The organism is Peribacillus sp. P4_B1, assembly GCF_056402395.1.
The window spans coordinates 1-18,507 of record NZ_JBFUHM010000044.1 but is presented as its reverse complement, the minus strand read 5'-3'; the positions used below and the strand labels follow the sequence as shown (position 1 = coordinate 18,507).

Sequence of the window (18,507 nt, the reverse complement as noted above, 5' to 3'; positions counted from 1 at the left end):
ATGTTCAGATACATCAATCTTTCAATAAATCAGGTTCGAATTGAAGTGAACAATAGGACGGCTTTCCATGATTCTTTGTTCGATTTTCTGAACGGTTTTATATAATTGATTATCCGTATTCTTCAAATCGTACTTTTTATGAAAAAAATTATATAACGTTAGATCCCTTAATTTTAAAAATAGCGGGATCGTATCGTAATCTACAGGTGCGAGTATATTTTCCGTCTCATAACCTTTTATAAAATCCCCCATGAATTTGGCAGCATATCCATCGAGTTCTTTTACACCTTCACGTTCTAAACTCCACATAAGATAATACAGAGGTATGGCCAAGTCGCTCGCTAACCAGTGATAGGAACAGTCATCAAAGTCAAAAACATGAATCTTGCCTTCATGGAAATGGAAATTGCCGTTATGTATATCAGAATGAATCAATCCAAAATTATCTTGATGAATTGGAAGTGCATTTAATTGATTCATGATTAATTCTTGCTGGTGCATCACTTGCTCTGGAACATCAGATTGATAGTGCTCCGCATTCAATAATTCTTCTTCATGCCAATCGAGCCTTTTATATTCTGTTTCAGGCTTGTAACTTTTTGTTTTTTTATGCAGGTGGCCTATTGTTCTTCCCCATTCAAAAAATAAATGTCCGTCGAAATTTTCATCGGTGACTTTCACCCTTACACCAGGGGCTTTTTCAAATAGGCAACAATAAAAATCTGTACCATCCAGACCCTTTACAATTTCAACTAAGTTATTTTCTGTAGAAGGGATAACTTTCGGTATTTCACTTCCATTATTCTGTAAGTACTCTATCCACTTTAACTCAGCAAGCACTTGGCCTTTTGAACGATGTGATTGGTGTGTCATTCTTAAGATGTATGGTGTTCCATCCCTGTGAACCTCAAATACGTAGTTCTCTGCATCGCCAAGTTTTACTGAACTCTCTGTACTCACTAGAAAAAAATGCCCGGCCAATTCCACCAATGCATTAGAAAAAATCCGCTCTACCGATGCTTCCATTATCTTCACTCCCATTAATGATGATTTTACTTAGTTAATAAAAAAAAGAATTATAATATACTTTATACGATATCAAGACGCCTTTTCCCTTTATTTGTATATCATTCTTCTTCTAAATTCTTATGGCAACATGGCGAAAGATATGTTTATAGTGTTGAAGCGATTACAGATTATCGGCTTTTATCACTCTATCTTTGTTGAACAAAACAAGTGTAATGGAACATTGCATGATCCCGTAAAAACTTCACTTTTATTCATCATTGGAATTTCAATTTTTTTTGCATCACGATGCAATAATATCTCATCCGTAAGGTCCAATAGTGATAAAATCAAACAAACAGAGCTATGAAACCTCATATATAAAATATGAAATTGGCTACTAACAGGCATCGTGAAAAAAGTCATTAGAATAAAGGGGAAAGATATGAATGGCAGAATTAATCGATTGGAAAAATAGTGCTCGCGGGCATAAATTTATAGCTTCTTTTAGCGGTGGAAAGGATAGTGTCTTAGCCCTATATAAAGCAGTGAAGGTTGGAGAAGCTGTTGGGCTGATCGTCATGATGGAGGAAGAAGGGAAACGTTCCAGATCCCATGGAATGCCTCCGGAACTCATTCGTGCCCAAGCTAAATCAATAGGTTTGCCCGTTTATACTGCAGCTGCAAGTTGGACAGATTATGAAAAAGTATTTATGCGCCTTTTAGAAAAAGCTAAAAATCAAGGGGCAGAAGTGTTAGTAACTGGAGACTTGGATATGCCTGCTCATGGCTGTTGGCACGAAAAGGTTACGAAGAATGCTGGATTAAAGCTTGGGATGCCTTTATGGGAAATGAACCATCGTGAAGCTGTTGAAGAGTTCATAAATCTAGGATTTGTAACGATCATCGTAACTGTTAATTTATCACTTGGAATGCGAGAGGACGATTTAGGGCGAACGTTAACCCATGAATACGTGAAGGAGCTTGAAGCTCGTGGTATTGACCCTTGCGGAGAAGGTGGAGAGTTCCATACCACGGTAATAGATGGGCCCATTTTTAAACATCCTATTCCAGTTCGTAAAGGTGAGATCATCAAGGACGGAGAATATGCTTTTTTACCTTTGGAGCTAGATCAGAAAATAACATAAAAAAAGACAGTTTTCACCCAGGATTTCGTGGCCTTTCCTCTGAATTATCAGATATAAAACTACTGCGGTTGTGAGGATACCCCTCACAATCTTTTTCTGTTAATTTGCTATTTAGCGGAAAGGCTAATATGAATTTTCTCCATATCGAGCTAGGATTCTTGGCATGACTTAAAAATTCTTTTCACTTCTTGCTCCTTCCTGCTTCAAAAAAAACGCCCTATGGGGCGTTAAAATCAAGATTCCTTTTCTTCTTCATTTGCTATTTTATTGAATTTCAAGATGGATTCTTGGATTACTGGATTATTGAATTCTTCTTGGATGGCTGATTGTACAAATGAATCTTCAACATTCGTTTCGTCCCAAGCATTAACCATGTAATCTGGATCATTGTTCGAATGCTCTCTGTTATATTCTGAACCTTGCCGACGATTTGATTTACCGTCTTGTTTCTCATTATTCGACATCTATTTTCACCTCTATTAGAGTTCGTAATATTTAAAAGCCCAAATCTGCTAAAAACCTTCCACCATTCTAAAGATCCTGGTCCTTCATTGAAATGGGTGATCCAGTAGAGGTATGTTGATTTACCCAGTCCAGCGACACTTTTGAAACGGCGGGCCACTCAGGTATTTGGGTTTTATGTTGTTCCACCCAGCTCATGCAATATTGCGGGTCTATATTGCTTTCTTCGGATTTTGCCAAGAATGACTGAATTGTAGTTTCCGTACAGTTTTCCCATGATCCACATGTATCCTGCCAAATATTTTCCATTTTATTTTGAATATTTTCGTTAGACATACGGGTTCCTCCTTTAGATAAATGGTTCTTTTATATATCTTAATTAAGTATGTCCAAGGCTAAATAAATCATTACAAAAATTTAAAATAAGGCTTTTCAGCGAAAGAATGAATTAAGACCCGCCAGCTCCCTTCTTCAATCCCTTAAACAGCCAATTGTATTGAAACAAACCAAAAAATGATTCACATTATAAAAACAAACTAGTTTCCAACACCTTCGAATCCTCACTTTTCATCCTGCCGTAATTTTCCTTAATTATGTTCCATATATAAAAAGGCTCTGCAGCAACCCGAGATTCAAACTTGAATATAAATGATTGAGACGTGAATTTCGGCAATTTACTCGTGAATTTCATGCGTTTACTCGTGAGTTTCGGCAATTTACTCGTGAATTTCATGCGTTTACTCGTGAGTTTCACGCTTTTACTCGTGAGTTTCAGCAATTTACTCGTGAGTTTCATGCGTTTACTCGTGAATTTCACCGATTTACTCGTGAATTTCACCGATTTACTCGTGAATTTATGTTAAATGAATCAATGTAAAAAAAGCTGATTACTCAGCTCTTTTCCATCGCTATTTCCACTCACGGCGTTTTTATAAATGAGGAGCACCTAATTTCTCTTCATAGAAGCGGTGGGCAACATCGATCAATCCGTACAGAGGACATGCAACTTTGATGGATTATACAGCGACAAAAGGGGTAATCGTCGGATTCACACGCAGTCTTGCACAGAATGTGGCTAAAAAAGGGATCCGTGTCAATATGGTGGCACCAGGCCCGATTTGGACTCCGCTAATCCCGGCGACGTTCGACGAACAATCCGTTGCCGAGTTCGGCACAGAGGCACCGCTTGGTCGCCCTGGACAGCCGGCAGATCATGCAGGCGCCTATGTACTGCTGGCATCTGATGAAGGTGCTTATATAACAGGACAGTGCATTCACATCAATGGCGGGATCACGATGTCCTCATAAACACGAAACGACCGAAAAGCATGGTGCTTTTCGGTCCTTTACCGTGTAAAATTTAATTTCCTATTCCTGGCGAATTCATCAATACAATTCTCCAGCCATCCGGATCTTCAATGGTAACACCTGATTTTTCCCAATATGGATTTTCCGGAGAAACCGGTTCATACCCCATACCTTTCAATCTATTCGTGATTTCCTCAATGGTTTTACGTTCAGGAATATAAAAGACGAGCAGATTATCTTGTGATGGGGCCGGACAAGGACTGCCATCTTTATGCTGAGTGAACTCTAAATGATAGCTGGAATCAGGCAGCCCAATCATGATGCCGTCATATCCCTCGTGCCCTTCAAAAGAACCGATTTTTTTCAAACCTAATCCTTCACAATAGAAGTCTACTACCTTCTTGAGTTGATCAGTAGGACGTGCAACGCGGATTTGCGCTACTCTCATTTCTTTTGGCCATTTACTTTCCATTGTCCCATCCCTCTCTGTATCGAATTACGGCGGAACCCCTTATTTGTTAATCGAATTTTCTTCTTTGCAATGGCAGCACCTAAACAACTGAAAAGACAGCCAGCAGCCAAGTAAATGGATGGATCTGATTCACCAATCATCACTGAAGCCACACCTCCAATTGCTGGAAATAGGGCAAAATTTGTACATAAAGTTAGTCATAATAAAAGGCTCTTTTCGTAAAGATTGTTGTTTTTAAAACGAAACTATTTAAGGTTGATTGGAGCGGAAGTGCGAGACTCCTGCGGGAGCAGCGGGACAGGTGAGACCCCACAGGCGTTTACGCCGAGGAGGCTCACCGCCCGCCCCTCGGAAAGCGAGCATCTGGAGGGGAAATCAACCACAACTCACTACCTGGTAAATAGCAACAAAGTATGTGAAATTAATAATGAATATTTATAAGTAACAAAATTAAAGAATTAACAAGCATATAAATGTAATAATAAAGAAATATTACCAAGTATAAGGTAATTGTCAATATAAACTGTCCAAAAAAAAAACATACCCGGCGTATCAATAAACAAGACCAATAATGGTTGACTAAGAAAAAAAGCCCTCCAGTTTATTTGGAGAGCATTGACTCAATTCTGGATTGCACTTATGATTTAGCCTTTATAGCTAACTTGTCCAGCTTCAGCCAATTCCTTCAGACCCATAACCATAAATTCAAGCCATGTTCCGATCGAGCAAAGCACGTAAAGGGAATGCCTTTTGTTTAAGGAGTATTGAATGCTTTTTTAGAAATGGTTTTATTTGCCCAAATGTTAAAAGGATGAGGATTCACATTGAAAAAGGGTGAGGTCCGAAGACCATCACCTCAACATTTGACGGGGAACAACAAAACATATATGCTCCTTTATTTTAATCTTATGCCTGAATGCTTGACTGTTCGGTTTGAACTTTATTCCATCCCTCCTGACGGAACTCTTTTTCCCACTTCGAAACCACAATACAAGCGAGAACATGTCCAGGCGTATTACAAGCGGTACGTGCCATATCCAGCACACGGTCAATGCCTGCTATAATTGCGACGCCTTCTGCAGGAAGCCCTACCGCTGAGGCGGTGGCTAAAAGGACAACCAGCGAACCGGATGGAACAGCAGCAATTCCTTTTGAGGTTGCAACAAGTACCCCCATTACAATCAATTGTTGGCCAAAATCCATCGGGATGCCATATGCTTGTGCTAAGAAAATAGAGCAAACAGAAAGGTACAATGTCGAACCATCACAATTCAGTGATAGCCCAGAAGGAATAACGAACGAAACAACACGTTTCGAACAACCGTATGCTTCCATTCGATCCATTAACTGAGGCAGAATGGTTTCCGTACTTGTCGTGGAAAATGCGATGAGGAACAAATCCCATACCATTCGAAACACTTTAAAGTAAGAAATTTTCAAGAACCAAGCAATTATTGGAAACAGTCCGAAAATAACAATAGCAAGCCCTAGATACACAACCCCTATCAACTTTGCCATAGGGATTAAAAGAGCGATACCATACTGTCCAACAGAGGCTGCCATGAGCGAGAGTACACCAATCGGTGCTGTTACCATGACCATTTGTGTCAGTTTAAACATGATATTTGCAACTGATTCCATAAACTTCATTGCCGGCTCTGACTTTTTGCCAATTGCTCCAGCAGCTACACCAAATAGAATAGCGAAGAATATAACAGCTAATAAATCACTTTTTGCCATCGCATCAACAATGTTGCTTGGAATGATGTTAACAAGCATCGTTTTAAAATCGACAACTTTGGTAACGCTTTCATTTAATTGTGTGATATCTTTCTGGGCAAGATGGGACAAATTAAGCCCAGCACCAGGCTTTAAGATGTTAACAAGTAAAAGACCAATACCTAGAATCAGGGTGGTAATAAATTCGAACCAAATAATTGTTTTAAGTCCTAATGAACCCATTTTTTTCATGTTTCCGTCGCCTGATGAACCAATGACAATAGTAGTGAAAACAATAGGCACAACAATCATTTTAATGAGATGAATAAAAGCGTCCCCAATCGGTCTTAAGGATTGGCCAAGTTCAGGAAAAAAATGTCCGATAAGTGCCCCAATAAACAATGCAATTAACACTTGAAAAGCAAAAAACTTTTTCATAGGTTGCCCTCCCTGAACGAAAGATTAATAGCAATCACACAATATTTCAATAAATAGAATAAACTTTCTCTTTTGACTATTGAATGAGAAAGAAGAAATAGCTTTTAATTGTTCCAGCTTATTCCATACAAAACCTCCCTTATAAAAACATTTGTAAATATAGAAAATACTGTATCATTTTTTCAAAAAATAGTAAATTATTGAATTACTATAAAGTTATAAGAATAAATTATTAATCCCGTTACGAATAAAAATTGCACATCCAACATATGTGCAGCTTTGAAAAAAGATCAATCAAAACATGCGATTATACCAACACTTTATAACGGTGTTACTGCTTTTTTATTTATATTGAAAATAGTATTCTTTAATAATTATAGTATGGTTAAACTACGTATTCCGTCGTTCGTAGAATATATTTACATGCTTCTGTAGCTTTAAAATAACGAACAAAAAGAAAGAGCATGTTTTGAAAAAAGATCAATCAAAACACGCTCTTATTTAATGTGATCGATTCACTTCTTTTATTGAACCTTATTCCACTAAAGCCCATGATAGTTTAAGTGATTTCATTCACAATATTTCAGTAAAAAAATTGAAATTCCTTTAGTTCACAATCAATACTACAATCCCTATTATAATACACAGAATTCCACTCAAAAATTGTCCTACTCCTGAAGCTTCTCCCATTAACAGTAGATTGAATATGTTTTTGTTTTTTCGATTTTTTCCAAATAAGCCATCATCTGTTCTCATACGATAAATACCCCAAACTACTAAAACTATCCCAAAAATAAATAATATAAAAAGCATCTACATTCCTCCGTTGTTTGTTTAATATGTGCATCTTTGTGAAATGTACTATTTGTCATCCTCATCGAAAATAAAAGTTTCTTCGATTGATAAATCAAAAACTGAAGCTATTTTATACGCAAGTAGTACAGATGGATTATACTTTTGTTTTTCTAATGAGATGATCGTCCTAGAAGATACACTTACTTTATCAGCTAATTCTTGTTGCGTTATTCCATATTCTATTCGCAATTCTTTTACTCTATTTTTCATAAAGCCTCCTAATTAAAGGACAAGATTGTAATACTTTCTAGACCCAATTTCACCAATTATTAAAGATACTAAGAAAACAAATAATGCAGTATTTGTTGGGATTGCCACAAAATTAGTTAAAAACATAAGAATTAAAATTTCGCATATCACAATATGCAAAGAAAAGCGGGCAACTTTTCCATCAATTAAAGCATCTCTTTCGTCATATTCCTTTGATAATTCCTTTTCTAGTGATTTATTCTTTCGGGATGTAATGTAAGAAATTGTTGAGTACAACAAAAGTATTCCACCTAGGAATACAAAGATATAGCCAAAATTAAAGCTTACTGATGTATCGAGAATCATTCTAATGATTCCAAATATAATTATCAAGGTTGAAACTAAAAAACGCTGTATGAATAGATTTTTCAAACTACCTCTCCTAATCAACTTATTCTCCTCGGGTAAAGTTAACTTCATGTGAAGTTTATTTCACGTGAAGTTAACTTCATAATATACTTTTATAAAACAAACGTCAATCGATAAATAATGCAAAGTATCGCACCATTTTTTATAAACGCCGGCATAAAGAATAAACTTCCTTATAGGCAGCTCCGATCTTCAGCTAACGCATCTGTTTGTTTAAGTGCATTTCTTCACCAATCTATTCAGTGACATTAACCTAAATATCCATAAAAAAATCACCTCACCTTTAAGGACTAGAAGTTAGGTGAGATGAATTCAATCAAACTTTACATAATCCCCTTCTTTGATTTGATTCTTTTCAAACCATCCAAGATTCACTTCAATTGCATAATGATAAGAAAGTCCCGGATCATAGGTAGGGCATTTATCCTCTTTACAAGGTTCCATATCAAGTATTTTCAATATTTCACCATCTGAATCAAGAAAAGCAATAGATAAAGGAATTAATGTGTTTTTCATCCAAAATCCACTATATATTTTTTCTGAAAACACAAATAACATCCCCTCATTTTCAGGTAATTTCCCAACAAACATTAAGCCCTTTTCTCTTTTTCTTTGAGTATCTGCAACTTGAACGATTAATCTAGTTTCCCTGTTTCCACTGAGTATTTTTATTCTATTTTTCATGTTCACTCACCTTTGAGTATTATTATTAGCAGGAAAGAAACTTGATGTCTTTTTAAAAGAAGTTCATGAGATTGATATTTCCTTTATTCGAAAAAACGTCTTTTTCCCCTAAGAATAAAAAGGAAGAAAGTTGGAGATAAAACGAGAACTAGAAGAAAAAATAACTAGGCAAGATTCTGGATCAAAAAATCCAGTTAAAGAGTGCGTAAACTCCGATTAATGCAAAAATAATTGTTAATATTATTATTGAGAAGCAACCAAAAATAACTAACTTATCTTTGAATGGATCTTCAGGTTCTTCCAGCAAATTTTCTTTAACTTTATTTTGTATAGGAGAAATTACCTGATCTAATTGCAGTCTTTTTAAAACTTCACTATCACCTTTAAATTTTATAGCTCTTCCTATTCTGATAGGATCATTCCCCATAGATTTTTCAAATTGAATACACGCTTTTACCATTTCTGGTGACTTATTCTTTTCTAAATACCAGTATCGACCAGCCATTGAAGGGTATTTTAATGCAAAATATATGTCCCCCAACTTTCTACGGAGGTCTAATTCATTAGGAAAGGTTGAAATTAACCCGTGTAGTCTATCCCGTGCTTTCCCTAAATCATTTTTTTCAATGTCCTCTTCTATCTTCTTTATAGTTTTAACAGGTATCTTATCTATTAAAAACACCTCATTCACCTTTGTACTTTACGGTCTTTATTTCTCGACAGTTCAAAATATTTCCTTTTTTCAACTAAACTGCCCATTTAGTTTCATAAGAAAACAACCTGGCTTATTGAAGTTAGCAACCTTTAGCACAACAAAAACTCCCCATTAAGTCCACTCTTTTCCATGTTCACAAATGAATTTAATATCGTTTTGGTAATGTTCAAGATGCCCTTCATCTATCATCTTTTGAAAAGTAATGTCACCTTCACTGGCTTTTCTTGTAATTGTTTTACATACCCCCTCTAATCGTAGCAATCCTATTTCCAAATACTCTTCTTCTATTCAATACGATCTAACTCTTTGTTTTATACGGTACCCCTTTTTAATTAACCAATCGTCTTCAGAACATTTTTTAATTGTACGATATTGTTCTGTTCGCCTTCGTTCATCTTAAAAACGAAAACGGTATTTATGACATTGTTAAAGCTTAAATTGTAGTAGTGAATGTTTGTATAGTTATATAAGTCTATAAGCTTAGTATTCAATACTGCAATGGTATTGCTGATTTGCAAAAAATCTTGGATACTGCTGATTGATTTTATTTCCTTTAATTTATATGGTATTTGATTATTCTTAAGCCATTCGGTCACAGCTCTTGTATACATACAACCTATACTCAATACGAGCAATGTAATAGGTGTTTTCCAATCAAAATTGATGATATGGTCCTTACTTGAAATGATTTCGAATGTTTCAGTTGCAACGATGTCATAAATTAAGTCTGGATATTTCTTAATAGGTTCACTAATGAGTGCACAATCCAATTCGGAATTGTGCACTTTTTGGTTTATGGCATTACTGGAATCTACAGCGAAATCCACATCCATTTGAATGTCGTTCATATTCAAAGTGTTCGCGATGTGGGCACCATAGATTTTCAAGGTTGTATGTGATGCGCCAAAATCCACCTTAGAGCTAGTTTGGAAGGCACCAATGCTTTGTAAAAATTCTTCGTACTCTTTGGCAATAAGTTGAAGATAGTTTTTATACTGTAATCCTACACTAGTGATTTTCAATCCTTGAGGCGTGCGATTAAAAACAAGTTTGCCAATTTCCGACTCTATTTTTTTCACTTTAGCCGTAAGGGCGGATTGAGTATAGTTCGTGATTTCTGCAGACTTACTTAAATTTTGACGGTTTAATATTTCAATTTTCAATGCTATTTCTTTGATGTTCATATAGTTTGCACACCCTATAAAAAAAATTTATGAACCCTATCATTTTCCTCCATTTTACGCTTCTGGGCGGGCAGAGTAAACTCTAGTTAGCTTAATAAGTAAGGGAGACTAGATAATGTTAGAAGCTAATAATAAGAATATATCCCACCGAATTCTTATTGAACGATACATCAAACATAGGGGGAGCATTAATGCATACATATTATAAATGGTTAATCGTATTGGTGGCCACGTTATCCCAAACTGCAGCAACTTTTGTGACATATGGCATGGGACCCATCGCTGCATTTTATCAAATTGAATGGAATTTAACACCGCTTCAAACAGGCTTCATTGTTTCAGCGGTCAATATTGGGCCGATGTTTTCAATGCTGGCGTTCGGTTACTTGATGGATAAAAAAGGGGAAAAACACATTATCGGGTGGGGGACCATTTTATTGGGGCTCTCAGCTTTAACGCTGGTTTTTGTTAATGATTATATTGTATTGCTGCTTTTATTATTGTTGGTCGGTATATGGTACGGAAGTGCTCAAACCGGTGGAAGCACGGCCATCGTAAAATGGTTTCCAAACGAACATAGAGGGCTGGCTCTAGGGATAAGACAGACGGGAATACCGCTTGGAGGATCTTTAGCCTCTGCCGTTTTATCCTATACATATTATCATTTCAATTTGTCATCAGTTCATTTAGTACAAGGGATCGTAGCAATAATGGGAGGGCTGCTCTTCCTATTATTATATAACGAACCAGAAAGAACGAGTGAAACGGGATCAACCTCGGTCGGGTTCAAGGAGAAAATGAGTGTCATCAAAAATAATAAGGAGTTATATCCGATGTATATAGTAGGTGTTGTGATGATGTCATTACAGATGATTATCATTGCGCATTTTATGAGTTATTTGCACAATGAAGGGGGCTATCCATTAACAGAGGCAGGAAAATATTTAAGCGTCATTTTAATAGGTGGTATGGTTGGACGGGTAGTCATCGCCTGGGCGAGTGATCAATTCTTTGAAGGTCAAAGGGAAAGATTATTGCTTATTGTGATGGCTGTTACCGTAATTCTTACAGTGATGCTGCCGCTCATCATGACTGTTGAAATGGAAATCTTGATGCTATTATTTTGTTTTCTTTTGGGCTTTGTAGCCATTGGTTGGTATTCCATTTTTATTGCTTGTATCACAGAGCAATCGGATTCCCGTTTTATAGGTTTAACGGTGAGTTCAGCATTGACATTAAATCAATTATTCATTGTCATAGCACCCTCTTTATTCGGATTAGTCGTTAATCTATTGAACAGTTATCAACAAGCCCTATATTTGGCCGGAATATCTGTAGCTTTGGGAGCGATTAATTTATATAGAGCAAAAATAAAAAAAAGAATGGATCATGGGATCACCACGAAGTTTGATCAAATTAATACAAACAACCTTGATAAATGAATAAATTGAAAGGGCATGTTTTGAAAAAAGATTAATCAACACATGCCCTTATTCTCTTCAATTGGATTATTCTTTTTTAAAAAATCGATCATTTTTTTGTGTTCCTTAATCAGCTAACGCACTCGTTAGCTGAAGTACAATAATTCACAATCTTACTTTTTTAGATAAAAACTATTACTAAAAGTTTTATATTGTATAAATATTTTAAATATGAAAAAAAGCTTACTCAAAGAGTAAGCTTAACCTCTATAAACACTATCACATGTTGCAGGTTTTGGTTCATAAAAACAATGTTCTTTAAATTGACCAGTTTGAGGTTGATCATACCATGTTGGAGGGCATGGAGCATGTGGATTAAAATACCAAAGAGCATATCTAGCCGGATGCTGTCTCCAGTACTTCAAATTCTGTTCTGCTAATCTTCTTTCAATACCTCTCGCTCTTTGATAAAATACATTCCCTTTTTGAACAGCTTCAAAAGAATAATTTCCTCCTTGTACATGATAAATGACTTGTGGAATTGTTCTTAAACCTTTAAAGTCTAAACAATTAGCTACAAGACGATTTACAATTACATTTCCAACATATAACATTCCTTGTTGTCCTTCTCCTTCGGCTTCTGCTCTCATCATCCTTGCCATTAAGTCAACGTCTGAACTTCGGTAGCTTGCTCTTGCCATTTTTTCCACCCCAAAAACATTATATGAAAAATAGCCTACAGCCATGTCTTTTATTTATGTAATATAAAGTGCTTAGTTATAATAACTTACAGCTTTTAAGTAAAATGAAAACTATTGCATTCTTTTTTCCCTTTATGCAACTAAACTGCCCCGTTAGTTCCATAAGAAGACAGCTCCGATCTTAAGCTAATGCACCCAGTTAGCTTAATTAAGTTTTCTTTCATAAACATGAAAATAGTAGTTATAAGGGGTTTTTTCATCCATTATCCCTTTTTCAACAGATACTTCGTTCCATTCATCGAAGTTAACTTTTGGAAAAAATATATCTCCTTCAAATTCATGATGAATTTTTGTAATATACATCTTCTCAACATAAGGCAAGAACATATTATAAATCTGTTCTCCCCCGAAAATAAAAATCTCTTCTTCATTTTTACATAACTCAAATACATTTTCGATTGAATGGACAATTTCACAACCGTTAAAGCTAAAATCCTTATCTCTCGTTAAAATAATATTTCTTCTGTCAGGTAAAGCCCTTCCGATTGACTCAAGGTTTTTTCTACCTAATATAATTGGATGTCCCTTTGTAGTATTTTTAACATACTCCCTATCCTTTGGAATTCTCCATGGCATATCATTCTCTTTGCCCAATTACTCTATTCTTGTCCATCGCAACAATTAAAGAAACGTTCATTTATGACACAGCCTTTTTTTCACTATTTTACCATGTAATCTTGTATTTCTATTGAGATTCGTTGTTCAACTATCCTGCCACTTTAGTTGCATAAGAATGATAGCATAGATGAAGGAAGGGGAATTTGAGCATTAAATTTCAAAATATTACCTTATTTAATTATAATAATTAATAAAGTTTTTTTGTAAATAAGGGGGAAAGATTTTTGGTTAATTATATTTGTGAAACATGTGGAGTCCAATATGAAGGTTCTAAAGAAGTACCCAATCAATGTTTGATTTGCGGGGAAGAAAGACAATATATTAGCCCTAAAGGGCAAACATGGACAACATTAGAACTGATGAAAAAAGATGGAATATTTAAAAATTCTATTAATCTTGACGAAGAGGGGTTATATAGCATAAATACTAGTCCGAATTTTGGAATCGGACAAACTGCTTATCTAATACAAGATAAGAATTTTAATTTATTATGGGACTGTATTACATATATTGATCAAGATACGATTACCCATATTGAAGATTTAGGTGGAATCGATGCTATAGCGTTATCTCACCCTCATTATTTCTCTAGTCAAGTGGAATGGGCCGAAGCTTTTGACACTCCCATTTATATTCATGAAGATGAAAGAGACTGGGTAACGAGGCCAAGCGAAAAAATCATTTTCTGGTCTGGAGAATCGCTTGAATTACAGGAAGGTGTCATACTTCAGCGAATTGGCGGACATTTTAAAGGCGGCACCGTTTTAGAATGGAGAAATGGAAACAGCCAGAACGGAATTTTACTGACTGGGGATATCATTCGGATCGTTGCTGATCGTCAATGGGTAAGTTTTATGTACAGTTATCCAAACTTCATCCCAATGCCAAGTGTAACAGTCGAAAGAATCGCAAATCGGGTTAATGAATTTAACTTTGGCCGTTTATATGACGCATTTCATCGAGTAATTAAAGAAGAAGCCCATAACCAAGTTCAAAAATCTGCAACTAGGTATGTTAAAGCACTAAATGGAACATTGTTTACTACATAAATACAAGTACGATAATTAATAATAAATCAAGGATAGTTTTCAATTTCGTCTACAGAAATGATTTAACTTTTTTACAAACAGAAATGCTAATATCCGAAATCATAAAACGTTTTTCTCAAACTTTTTTCAAACCGGTTCGTATTTATTTGTTTCTAAGTAAGGCTTTTCACGATATTTTTAATCAAACTTTATTCCAAACCAACAAAAGCCACCAAATTGGTGGCTTTCTTATGCTACTAACGCACCCGTTAGTTTAAGTACAATCCTTCACAAACACCTATCATCCATAAGATTTAACTAACTTTATATCTTTTATTTGTTCAATATGTCTTTGCTCGTGTATGTACAGTAATTCAATCCATTGTTCTAAAGATAATTCACCAAATGCAGGATGTTTCGCTGCTTTTTTAGATAGGATAGACTTATCATCGATTGAACGAAGAACATTTAATAAATTTTCTCTTGATTTCGTTAGTAAATTTAACATATTTTCAACATCAAAAGGCTCTTCAGTTGGTTTAGCAATTTCAGGTGATTTAAATTTTTTGGTTCTATCAGAAACCAAATGTATAGGTTTATGGGCGACACTCTCATAGTCTTTATCCTTTAACCTATTTTCTATAGACTTAGAAAACAAACTTTCTGACAAATATAAATGATGGCAAATTTGGGAGATACTCCACTTATCCAGAGCAGGTTTGGCATTTAATTGTTGATAATTCAATGCTTTAACTTCCTCGACTAACTGATTGGTTGATTCTAACAATAAATCAAAAAGATTCATTTTATTTCTCCTTTAAATTCGTAGCATTGTTTAATATAAAAGTCATCCTACCTTAATTTTAACACTTGCTATTAGTAGTTGGTACTAAAAATTGATTGTTCTTTCACTAAACTGCCCCGATAGTTGCATAAAAAAACTGCCTTAAAGACAGCTCCGATCTTCAGCTAAGGCACCCGATAGTTTAAGTACATTTCTTCACAATCTTATTTCACTATGTTGATAAATAATCAGTAAAAGCAACTTTCACAAAAATGGAAAGTTGCTTTTTTTTTAGGGTATTGGTTATGATAACAGAATAATAACAGGAGGGCTGTGGACATGCTGAAAAAAAAGATGAAAATCGAGGTTATTCAAAAAGTATTAGACAATTGGAGTGGGTTCTTTTTACCTTACCAAATGGCCCTACATGAATTAGAAAGTGATTTCAAGGTTATTGACTTAGAATGGAAAACACAACATGGCTATTCTCCTATTGAACATATGAAAACACGTATGAAAAAATTAAGTTCTTTGGTGGAGAAAATACAAAAAAAAGAAATTCCTTTAACACAAGAAGCGGTGAGGAATGAAATAAGAGATATTTTGGGAGTTAGAATTGTCACAAGTTTTATTGATGACGTATATATGTTGAAGGAGCATATCGAGCAACGTGAAGACATTCGAATGATACGCGTAAAGGATTATATTCAGGACCCGAAAATGAGCGGATATAAAAGTTTGCACCTGATTGTAGAAACCCAAGTCATCTTATCCAACGAAATAATATGGGTTCCTGCAGAAATACAAATTCGTACTTCCGCTATGGATTTTTGGGCATCCACCGAGCATAAACTAAACTATAAATATCAAGGCGAGACTATACCAGAGGATGCTCAAAAGCAGCTAATTGAGCTTGCCAAAGCTTCTTCCTTAATGGATAAAGAAATGTCAAGATTAAGAACAAAATTACTGGCCAATTAAGCAAACAATCATGACGCCTTTCTCATTTCAACCTTAAGTCAATCTGACAAATAAAAACACTTAGTCTTAGAATCTAAGGGTTTCATCCTTGTTCCGTCCAAAACGATCCAGTGAATGAATGTAAAGAACATCCCCTTTCCGGATCATTCGTTTTAACAATTGATATTGTTCTCGTTCAAAATTTTCCCCACTTTGTTTATCCATACTTTTAACGGACGTTAAAAGTAGGTGATTTTATAAAACGCTCATACATTTTAATTTACCTTTCTCATATGTCACAGTTTTTGTTTAAAAAGAGGGAGCAAGACAAAAAATGTATGATTATATAAAGAATCATACTTTTAAAAGGCCACCAATTGGCGGCCTTCTTTGGCGCTAACGCACCCGTTAGTTTAAGTGTTATACTTCACAAATTATTAAAAAGTATTTAATTCTAGAAATTCATCAGTTTCCATAAAACCAAACTTCTTATACACTGGTCTACCCATTTTTGAAGCCCCAAGCCATATTTTTGAAATACCTGAAATCTTAACTTCATCAACTAATTTAGTTAACAGCTTTGTTGCGATTCCTTGCCCACGATAATTTTCATTAGTATACATATTTGTGATATAAGCCTTTTTTCCAGTCTTATTGGTGTAACAAGGTGGAAATTCATAAAACATTACTGCACCACAAGCTATAATTTCTTCATTATCCTCCACTAGCCATTGAATTAAAGTACCATCACTTAGTTTACTTTTAAAGAAAACATATAGTTCTCTATCAATATCTATATTAGGTTCTATCCCCTCATCAACTAATTGCTTTTTTCTTAACTCGACCAATTTATCAATATCATCGATAGTTGCTTTACGATATTTCAACTTCTCACAACTCCTTTATAAAATTACAACTGACCAGCCCCATAGCATAATTAATTCTCATCATTTTACCATTGATTCTTATTAAACTAAACAAAAAAAGGTAAAAGTTCCCTCCCCTTATTGATTTTACCATAAAAAACCATTTCCCTTATAGAACTAACCTGCCCCGTTAGTGACATAAGGATTTTTAAACAACATTATTATTTTTTAATGACTTTATTGTAAATTAAACAACTTTATTATCTCTGTACAGTAGCGTCAGGAAAATGCGGATTTACAACGTTAAGGAAGTTTCAATATTAAAAAACCTAATTTCTCAGCATTACAATGAGAAATTAGGTTTTTTCATTAATAGAAAAAGACTTATAAGTATTTATCACTAATCACTTTCATATGGTGTAACTCGTGCCCGACAATGCCATATGCAAAGGTACCTAACGAAACTGGGCTGTTCATTACAGTTCCATTACGATCCCACGCTGCATCATCAATGGTTGAAATAAGACTTAACGTGTTGGAGCGTACCGTGTCTAAACCAGCTAGTAACTGCTCCCAGGATAATTTGTTGAAGTTTGCCGCAGAAACGTATTGATCCTGATCCATTGCTGGGAGTGGTTCACTTTCATTTCGTGCAATGGCAAGCATTCGATACGACATCACACGTTCCACGTCGGCCATATGCCCAATCACTTCTTTTAAAGTCCATTTCCCTGGTGCGTACGCCTTCCCTGCTGTCTCCTCTGATATGCTGCTCAAGAGGGTAATGGTCTTAGTTCGTTGCTTACTAAGTATTTCTTCAATATCTCCATCTGGCACAAGACTAACATACCTATCATACTCTGGATTTTCAATAGATAATGGTCGTGGACGCACAAAAATCCTCCTCATCGGAATAGTTAATTATGGTTCTAGGCTAATATTCGACTGTCAAAAAGATATTTCCTTTATTTGATATTTAATTTCATTACCGCAAAATATTTGCAAATTAAACAACTTTATTATCTCTGCACAACTGATTTATACAGTTAACATAATATGAATAATAATGGATTAGTTCACTTTTTATACCGATTGTGCTCATTACTCGGTTCGCTGCCTTTTCACTCTTCACAAAGATAAGGGCATCATCAGCGTACCTCACGAACCTTAGTCCTCTTTTCTCCAGTTCCTTATCAAGTTCGTTTAAAATTATTCAGCCCTTCATGAAATTATTTCATTACTATGGCTTCTGCTGACTTCTTGCGACTAACCTTTTTCGACTGTACTTCTGTACATCCGCAAGACCTCCCAGGGTAAGACACCTATCTTTCCTCTTTTGCTCGCCTGATTTACTCTATAAAGTTACGCACATCTTTTGGACTTTAACTTGTCTTGGAGTTTAATCCCTTTATAGATCCTTAGTATCAGATTCCTGTTCGTCGAGCCAAGATTTTATTCCAC

General features: G+C 35.3%; 21 protein-coding genes and 5 pseudogenes. 7 read left to right on the top strand and 19 right to left on the bottom strand.

What is annotated here, in order from left to right:
• Positions 1 to 21: 21 nt before the first annotated feature.
• Positions 22 to 1,026 carry a phosphotransferase enzyme family protein gene (locus AC1DVK_RS20560; RefSeq protein ID WP_477627275.1) on the bottom strand — a complete coding sequence of 335 codons (1,005 nt, stop codon included), beginning with the start codon at positions 1,024 to 1,026 and terminating at the stop codon, positions 22 to 24.
• A gap of 428 nt (positions 1,027 to 1,454) precedes the next feature.
• Here AC1DVK_RS20560 and AC1DVK_RS20555 point away from each other — a divergent pair, with 428 nt between their 5' ends.
• Positions 1,455 to 2,153, top strand: a complete 699-nt coding sequence (locus AC1DVK_RS20555; protein ID WP_477627274.1) for a Dph6-related ATP pyrophosphatase — start codon at positions 1,455 to 1,457, stop codon at positions 2,151 to 2,153.
• Between the two features lie 233 nt (positions 2,154 to 2,386).
• Here the strand turns inward: AC1DVK_RS20555 and AC1DVK_RS20550 are convergent, their stop codons facing one another.
• Entirely contained in the window at positions 2,387 to 2,617 is a 231-nt protein-coding gene (locus tag AC1DVK_RS20550) for a hypothetical protein (RefSeq protein WP_125162981.1), read from the bottom strand.
• 67 nt (positions 2,618 to 2,684) lie between these two features.
• Entirely contained in the window at positions 2,685 to 2,951 is a 267-nt protein-coding gene (locus AC1DVK_RS20545; RefSeq protein ID WP_061464967.1) for a hypothetical protein, read from the bottom strand.
• A 316-nt stretch (positions 2,952 to 3,267) separates the two neighbouring features.
• Here AC1DVK_RS20545 and AC1DVK_RS20540 point away from each other — a divergent pair, with 316 nt between their 5' ends.
• Entirely contained in the window at positions 3,268 to 3,492 is a 225-nt protein-coding gene (locus tag AC1DVK_RS20540) for a hypothetical protein (RefSeq protein ID WP_477627273.1), read from the top strand.
• 98 nt (positions 3,493 to 3,590) lie between these two features.
• Positions 3,591 to 3,923, top strand: a pseudogene (locus AC1DVK_RS20535) (SDR family oxidoreductase); the annotation flags it as partial.
• A 52-nt stretch (positions 3,924 to 3,975) separates the two neighbouring features.
• On the opposite strand, the gene AC1DVK_RS20530 reads toward AC1DVK_RS20535, so the two are convergent.
• Entirely contained in the window at positions 3,976 to 4,395 is a 420-nt protein-coding gene (locus tag AC1DVK_RS20530; protein WP_089364382.1) for a VOC family protein, read from the bottom strand.
• Positions 4,368 to 4,571, bottom strand: a pseudogene (locus tag AC1DVK_RS20525) (hypothetical protein); the annotation flags it as partial. The pseudogene AC1DVK_RS20525 and the gene AC1DVK_RS20530, both read right to left, overlap by 28 nt.
• A gap of 52 nt (positions 4,572 to 4,623) precedes the next feature.
• On the opposite strand from AC1DVK_RS20525, the gene AC1DVK_RS20520 reads away from it, so the two are divergent.
• The gene (locus AC1DVK_RS20520; protein WP_477627272.1) at positions 4,624 to 4,836 is read left to right on the top strand and encodes a hypothetical protein; all 213 of its coding nucleotides are present in this window, start codon (positions 4,624 to 4,626) and stop codon (positions 4,834 to 4,836) included.
• Positions 4,837 to 5,301: 465 nt separating this feature from the next.
• On the opposite strand, the gene AC1DVK_RS20515 is transcribed toward AC1DVK_RS20520, so the two are convergent.
• The 8 genes and pseudogenes from AC1DVK_RS20515 to AC1DVK_RS20480 all read right to left on the bottom strand — a co-directional run bounded on the left by AC1DVK_RS20515 (position 5,302) and on the right by AC1DVK_RS20480 (position 10,608).
• On the bottom strand, positions 5,302 to 6,552 hold the full coding sequence (locus AC1DVK_RS20515; RefSeq protein WP_089364379.1) for a dicarboxylate/amino acid:cation symporter: 1,251 nt from the start codon (positions 6,550 to 6,552) through the stop codon (positions 5,302 to 5,304).
• A 606-nt stretch (positions 6,553 to 7,158) separates the two neighbouring features.
• Complete coding sequence (locus tag AC1DVK_RS20510) at positions 7,159 to 7,365, bottom strand: hypothetical protein (protein WP_477627271.1); 207 nt, start codon at positions 7,363 to 7,365, stop codon at positions 7,159 to 7,161.
• Positions 7,366 to 7,413: 48 nt separating this feature from the next.
• On the bottom strand, positions 7,414 to 7,617 hold the full coding sequence (locus AC1DVK_RS20505; protein WP_061464978.1) for a helix-turn-helix transcriptional regulator: 204 nt from the start codon (positions 7,615 to 7,617) through the stop codon (positions 7,414 to 7,416).
• A gap of 12 nt (positions 7,618 to 7,629) precedes the next feature.
• Positions 7,630 to 8,028, bottom strand: coding sequence for a hypothetical protein (locus AC1DVK_RS20500; RefSeq protein ID WP_477627270.1), 399 nt, complete (start codon positions 8,026 to 8,028; stop codon positions 7,630 to 7,632).
• Positions 8,029 to 8,337: 309 nt separating this feature from the next.
• Entirely contained in the window at positions 8,338 to 8,709 is a 372-nt protein-coding gene (locus AC1DVK_RS20495) for a DUF192 domain-containing protein (RefSeq protein ID WP_410863229.1), read from the bottom strand.
• 181 nt (positions 8,710 to 8,890) lie between these two features.
• On the bottom strand, positions 8,891 to 9,391 hold the full coding sequence (locus AC1DVK_RS20490; protein WP_410863230.1) for a DUF6584 family protein: 501 nt from the start codon (positions 9,389 to 9,391) through the stop codon (positions 8,891 to 8,893).
• A gap of 144 nt (positions 9,392 to 9,535) precedes the next feature.
• Positions 9,536 to 9,712 (bottom strand): annotated as a pseudogene (locus AC1DVK_RS20485) (aminoglycoside phosphotransferase); the annotation flags it as partial.
• Positions 9,713 to 9,756: 44 nt separating this feature from the next.
• Positions 9,757 to 10,608 (bottom strand): LysR family transcriptional regulator, encoded by an 852-nt coding sequence (locus tag AC1DVK_RS20480; RefSeq protein ID WP_410863231.1) that lies wholly within the window; start codon positions 10,606 to 10,608, stop codon positions 9,757 to 9,759.
• 191 nt (positions 10,609 to 10,799) lie between these two features.
• On the opposite strand from AC1DVK_RS20480, the gene AC1DVK_RS20475 reads away from it, so the two are divergent.
• Complete coding sequence (locus AC1DVK_RS20475) at positions 10,800 to 12,050, top strand: MFS transporter (RefSeq protein ID WP_410863232.1); 1,251 nt, start codon at positions 10,800 to 10,802, stop codon at positions 12,048 to 12,050.
• 239 nt (positions 12,051 to 12,289) lie between these two features.
• On the opposite strand, the gene AC1DVK_RS20470 is transcribed toward AC1DVK_RS20475, so the two are convergent.
• Both AC1DVK_RS20470 and dfr read right to left on the bottom strand, forming a co-directional pair.
• Positions 12,290 to 12,730, bottom strand: a complete 441-nt coding sequence (locus tag AC1DVK_RS20470) for a cell wall hydrolase (protein ID WP_061464990.1) — start codon at positions 12,728 to 12,730, stop codon at positions 12,290 to 12,292.
• A 204-nt stretch (positions 12,731 to 12,934) separates the two neighbouring features.
• Positions 12,935 to 13,427 (bottom strand): annotated as a pseudogene (gene dfr, locus AC1DVK_RS20465) (DfrD/DfrG/DfrK family trimethoprim-resistant dihydrofolate reductase).
• Between the two features lie 205 nt (positions 13,428 to 13,632).
• On the opposite strand from dfr, the gene AC1DVK_RS20460 reads away from it, so the two are divergent.
• A complete protein-coding gene (locus tag AC1DVK_RS20460) occupies positions 13,633 to 14,457 on the top strand; it encodes an MBL fold metallo-hydrolase (RefSeq protein WP_477627269.1) in 825 nt (274 codons plus the stop codon).
• Between the two features lie 280 nt (positions 14,458 to 14,737).
• Here AC1DVK_RS20460 and AC1DVK_RS20455 read toward each other — a convergent pair whose 3' ends face one another.
• Positions 14,738 to 15,241: a DinB family protein gene (locus tag AC1DVK_RS20455; protein ID WP_477627268.1), complete on the bottom strand. Its 504-nt coding sequence runs from the start codon at positions 15,239 to 15,241 to the stop codon at positions 14,738 to 14,740.
• A 318-nt stretch (positions 15,242 to 15,559) separates the two neighbouring features.
• On the opposite strand from AC1DVK_RS20455, the gene AC1DVK_RS20450 reads away from it, so the two are divergent.
• The gene (locus AC1DVK_RS20450) at positions 15,560 to 16,201 is read left to right on the top strand and encodes a GTP pyrophosphokinase (RefSeq protein WP_477627267.1); all 642 of its coding nucleotides are present in this window, start codon (positions 15,560 to 15,562) and stop codon (positions 16,199 to 16,201) included.
• A 72-nt stretch (positions 16,202 to 16,273) separates the two neighbouring features.
• On the opposite strand, the pseudogene AC1DVK_RS20445 reads toward AC1DVK_RS20450, so the two are convergent.
• From AC1DVK_RS20445 to AC1DVK_RS20435, 3 genes and pseudogenes are all read right to left on the bottom strand, one after another.
• A pseudogene (locus AC1DVK_RS20445) lies at positions 16,274 to 16,405 on the bottom strand (recombinase family protein); the annotation flags it as partial.
• 212 nt (positions 16,406 to 16,617) lie between these two features.
• On the bottom strand, positions 16,618 to 17,067 hold the full coding sequence (locus AC1DVK_RS20440) for a GNAT family N-acetyltransferase (RefSeq protein ID WP_477627266.1): 450 nt from the start codon (positions 17,065 to 17,067) through the stop codon (positions 16,618 to 16,620).
• 363 nt (positions 17,068 to 17,430) lie between these two features.
• Positions 17,431 to 17,940, bottom strand: a complete 510-nt coding sequence (locus AC1DVK_RS20435) for a DinB family protein (protein WP_477627265.1) — start codon at positions 17,938 to 17,940, stop codon at positions 17,431 to 17,433.
• Between the last annotated feature and the right edge of the window lie 567 nt (positions 17,941 to 18,507).

What these genes read in the sequence shown, in the direction of transcription:
- AC1DVK_RS20555 (WP_477627274.1), top strand. Translation starts at nt 1,455, where the DNA reads ATGGCAGAATTAATCGATTGGAAAAATAGTGCTCGCGGGCATAAATTT.
- AC1DVK_RS20530 (WP_089364382.1), bottom strand. Translation starts at nt 4,395, where the DNA reads ATGGAAAGTAAATGGCCAAAAGAAATGAGAGTAGCGCAAATCCGCGTT.
- AC1DVK_RS20495 (WP_410863229.1), bottom strand. Translation starts at nt 8,709, where the DNA reads ATGAAAAATAGAATAAAAATACTCAGTGGAAACAGGGAAACTAGATTA.
- AC1DVK_RS20475 (WP_410863232.1), top strand. Translation starts at nt 10,800, where the DNA reads ATGCATACATATTATAAATGGTTAATCGTATTGGTGGCCACGTTATCC.
- AC1DVK_RS20560 (WP_477627275.1), bottom strand. Translation starts at nt 1,026, where the DNA reads ATGGAAGCATCGGTAGAGCGGATTTTTTCTAATGCATTGGTGGAATTG.
- AC1DVK_RS20480 (WP_410863231.1), bottom strand. Translation starts at nt 10,608, where the DNA reads ATGAACATCAAAGAAATAGCATTGAAAATTGAAATATTAAACCGTCAA.
- AC1DVK_RS20455 (WP_477627268.1), bottom strand. Translation starts at nt 15,241, where the DNA reads ATGAATCTTTTTGATTTATTGTTAGAATCAACCAATCAGTTAGTCGAG.
- AC1DVK_RS20505 (WP_061464978.1), bottom strand. Translation starts at nt 7,617, where the DNA reads ATGAAAAATAGAGTAAAAGAATTGCGAATAGAATATGGAATAACGCAA.
- AC1DVK_RS20515 (WP_089364379.1), bottom strand. Translation starts at nt 6,552, where the DNA reads ATGAAAAAGTTTTTTGCTTTTCAAGTGTTAATTGCATTGTTTATTGGG.
- AC1DVK_RS20470 (WP_061464990.1), bottom strand. Translation starts at nt 12,730, where the DNA reads ATGGCAAGAGCAAGCTACCGAAGTTCAGACGTTGACTTAATGGCAAGG.
- AC1DVK_RS20550 (WP_125162981.1), bottom strand. Translation starts at nt 2,617, where the DNA reads ATGTCGAATAATGAGAAACAAGACGGTAAATCAAATCGTCGGCAAGGT.
- AC1DVK_RS20545 (WP_061464967.1), bottom strand. Translation starts at nt 2,951, where the DNA reads ATGTCTAACGAAAATATTCAAAATAAAATGGAAAATATTTGGCAGGAT.
- AC1DVK_RS20510 (WP_477627271.1), bottom strand. Translation starts at nt 7,365, where the DNA reads ATGCTTTTTATATTATTTATTTTTGGGATAGTTTTAGTAGTTTGGGGT.
- AC1DVK_RS20450 (WP_477627267.1), top strand. Translation starts at nt 15,560, where the DNA reads ATGCTGAAAAAAAAGATGAAAATCGAGGTTATTCAAAAAGTATTAGAC.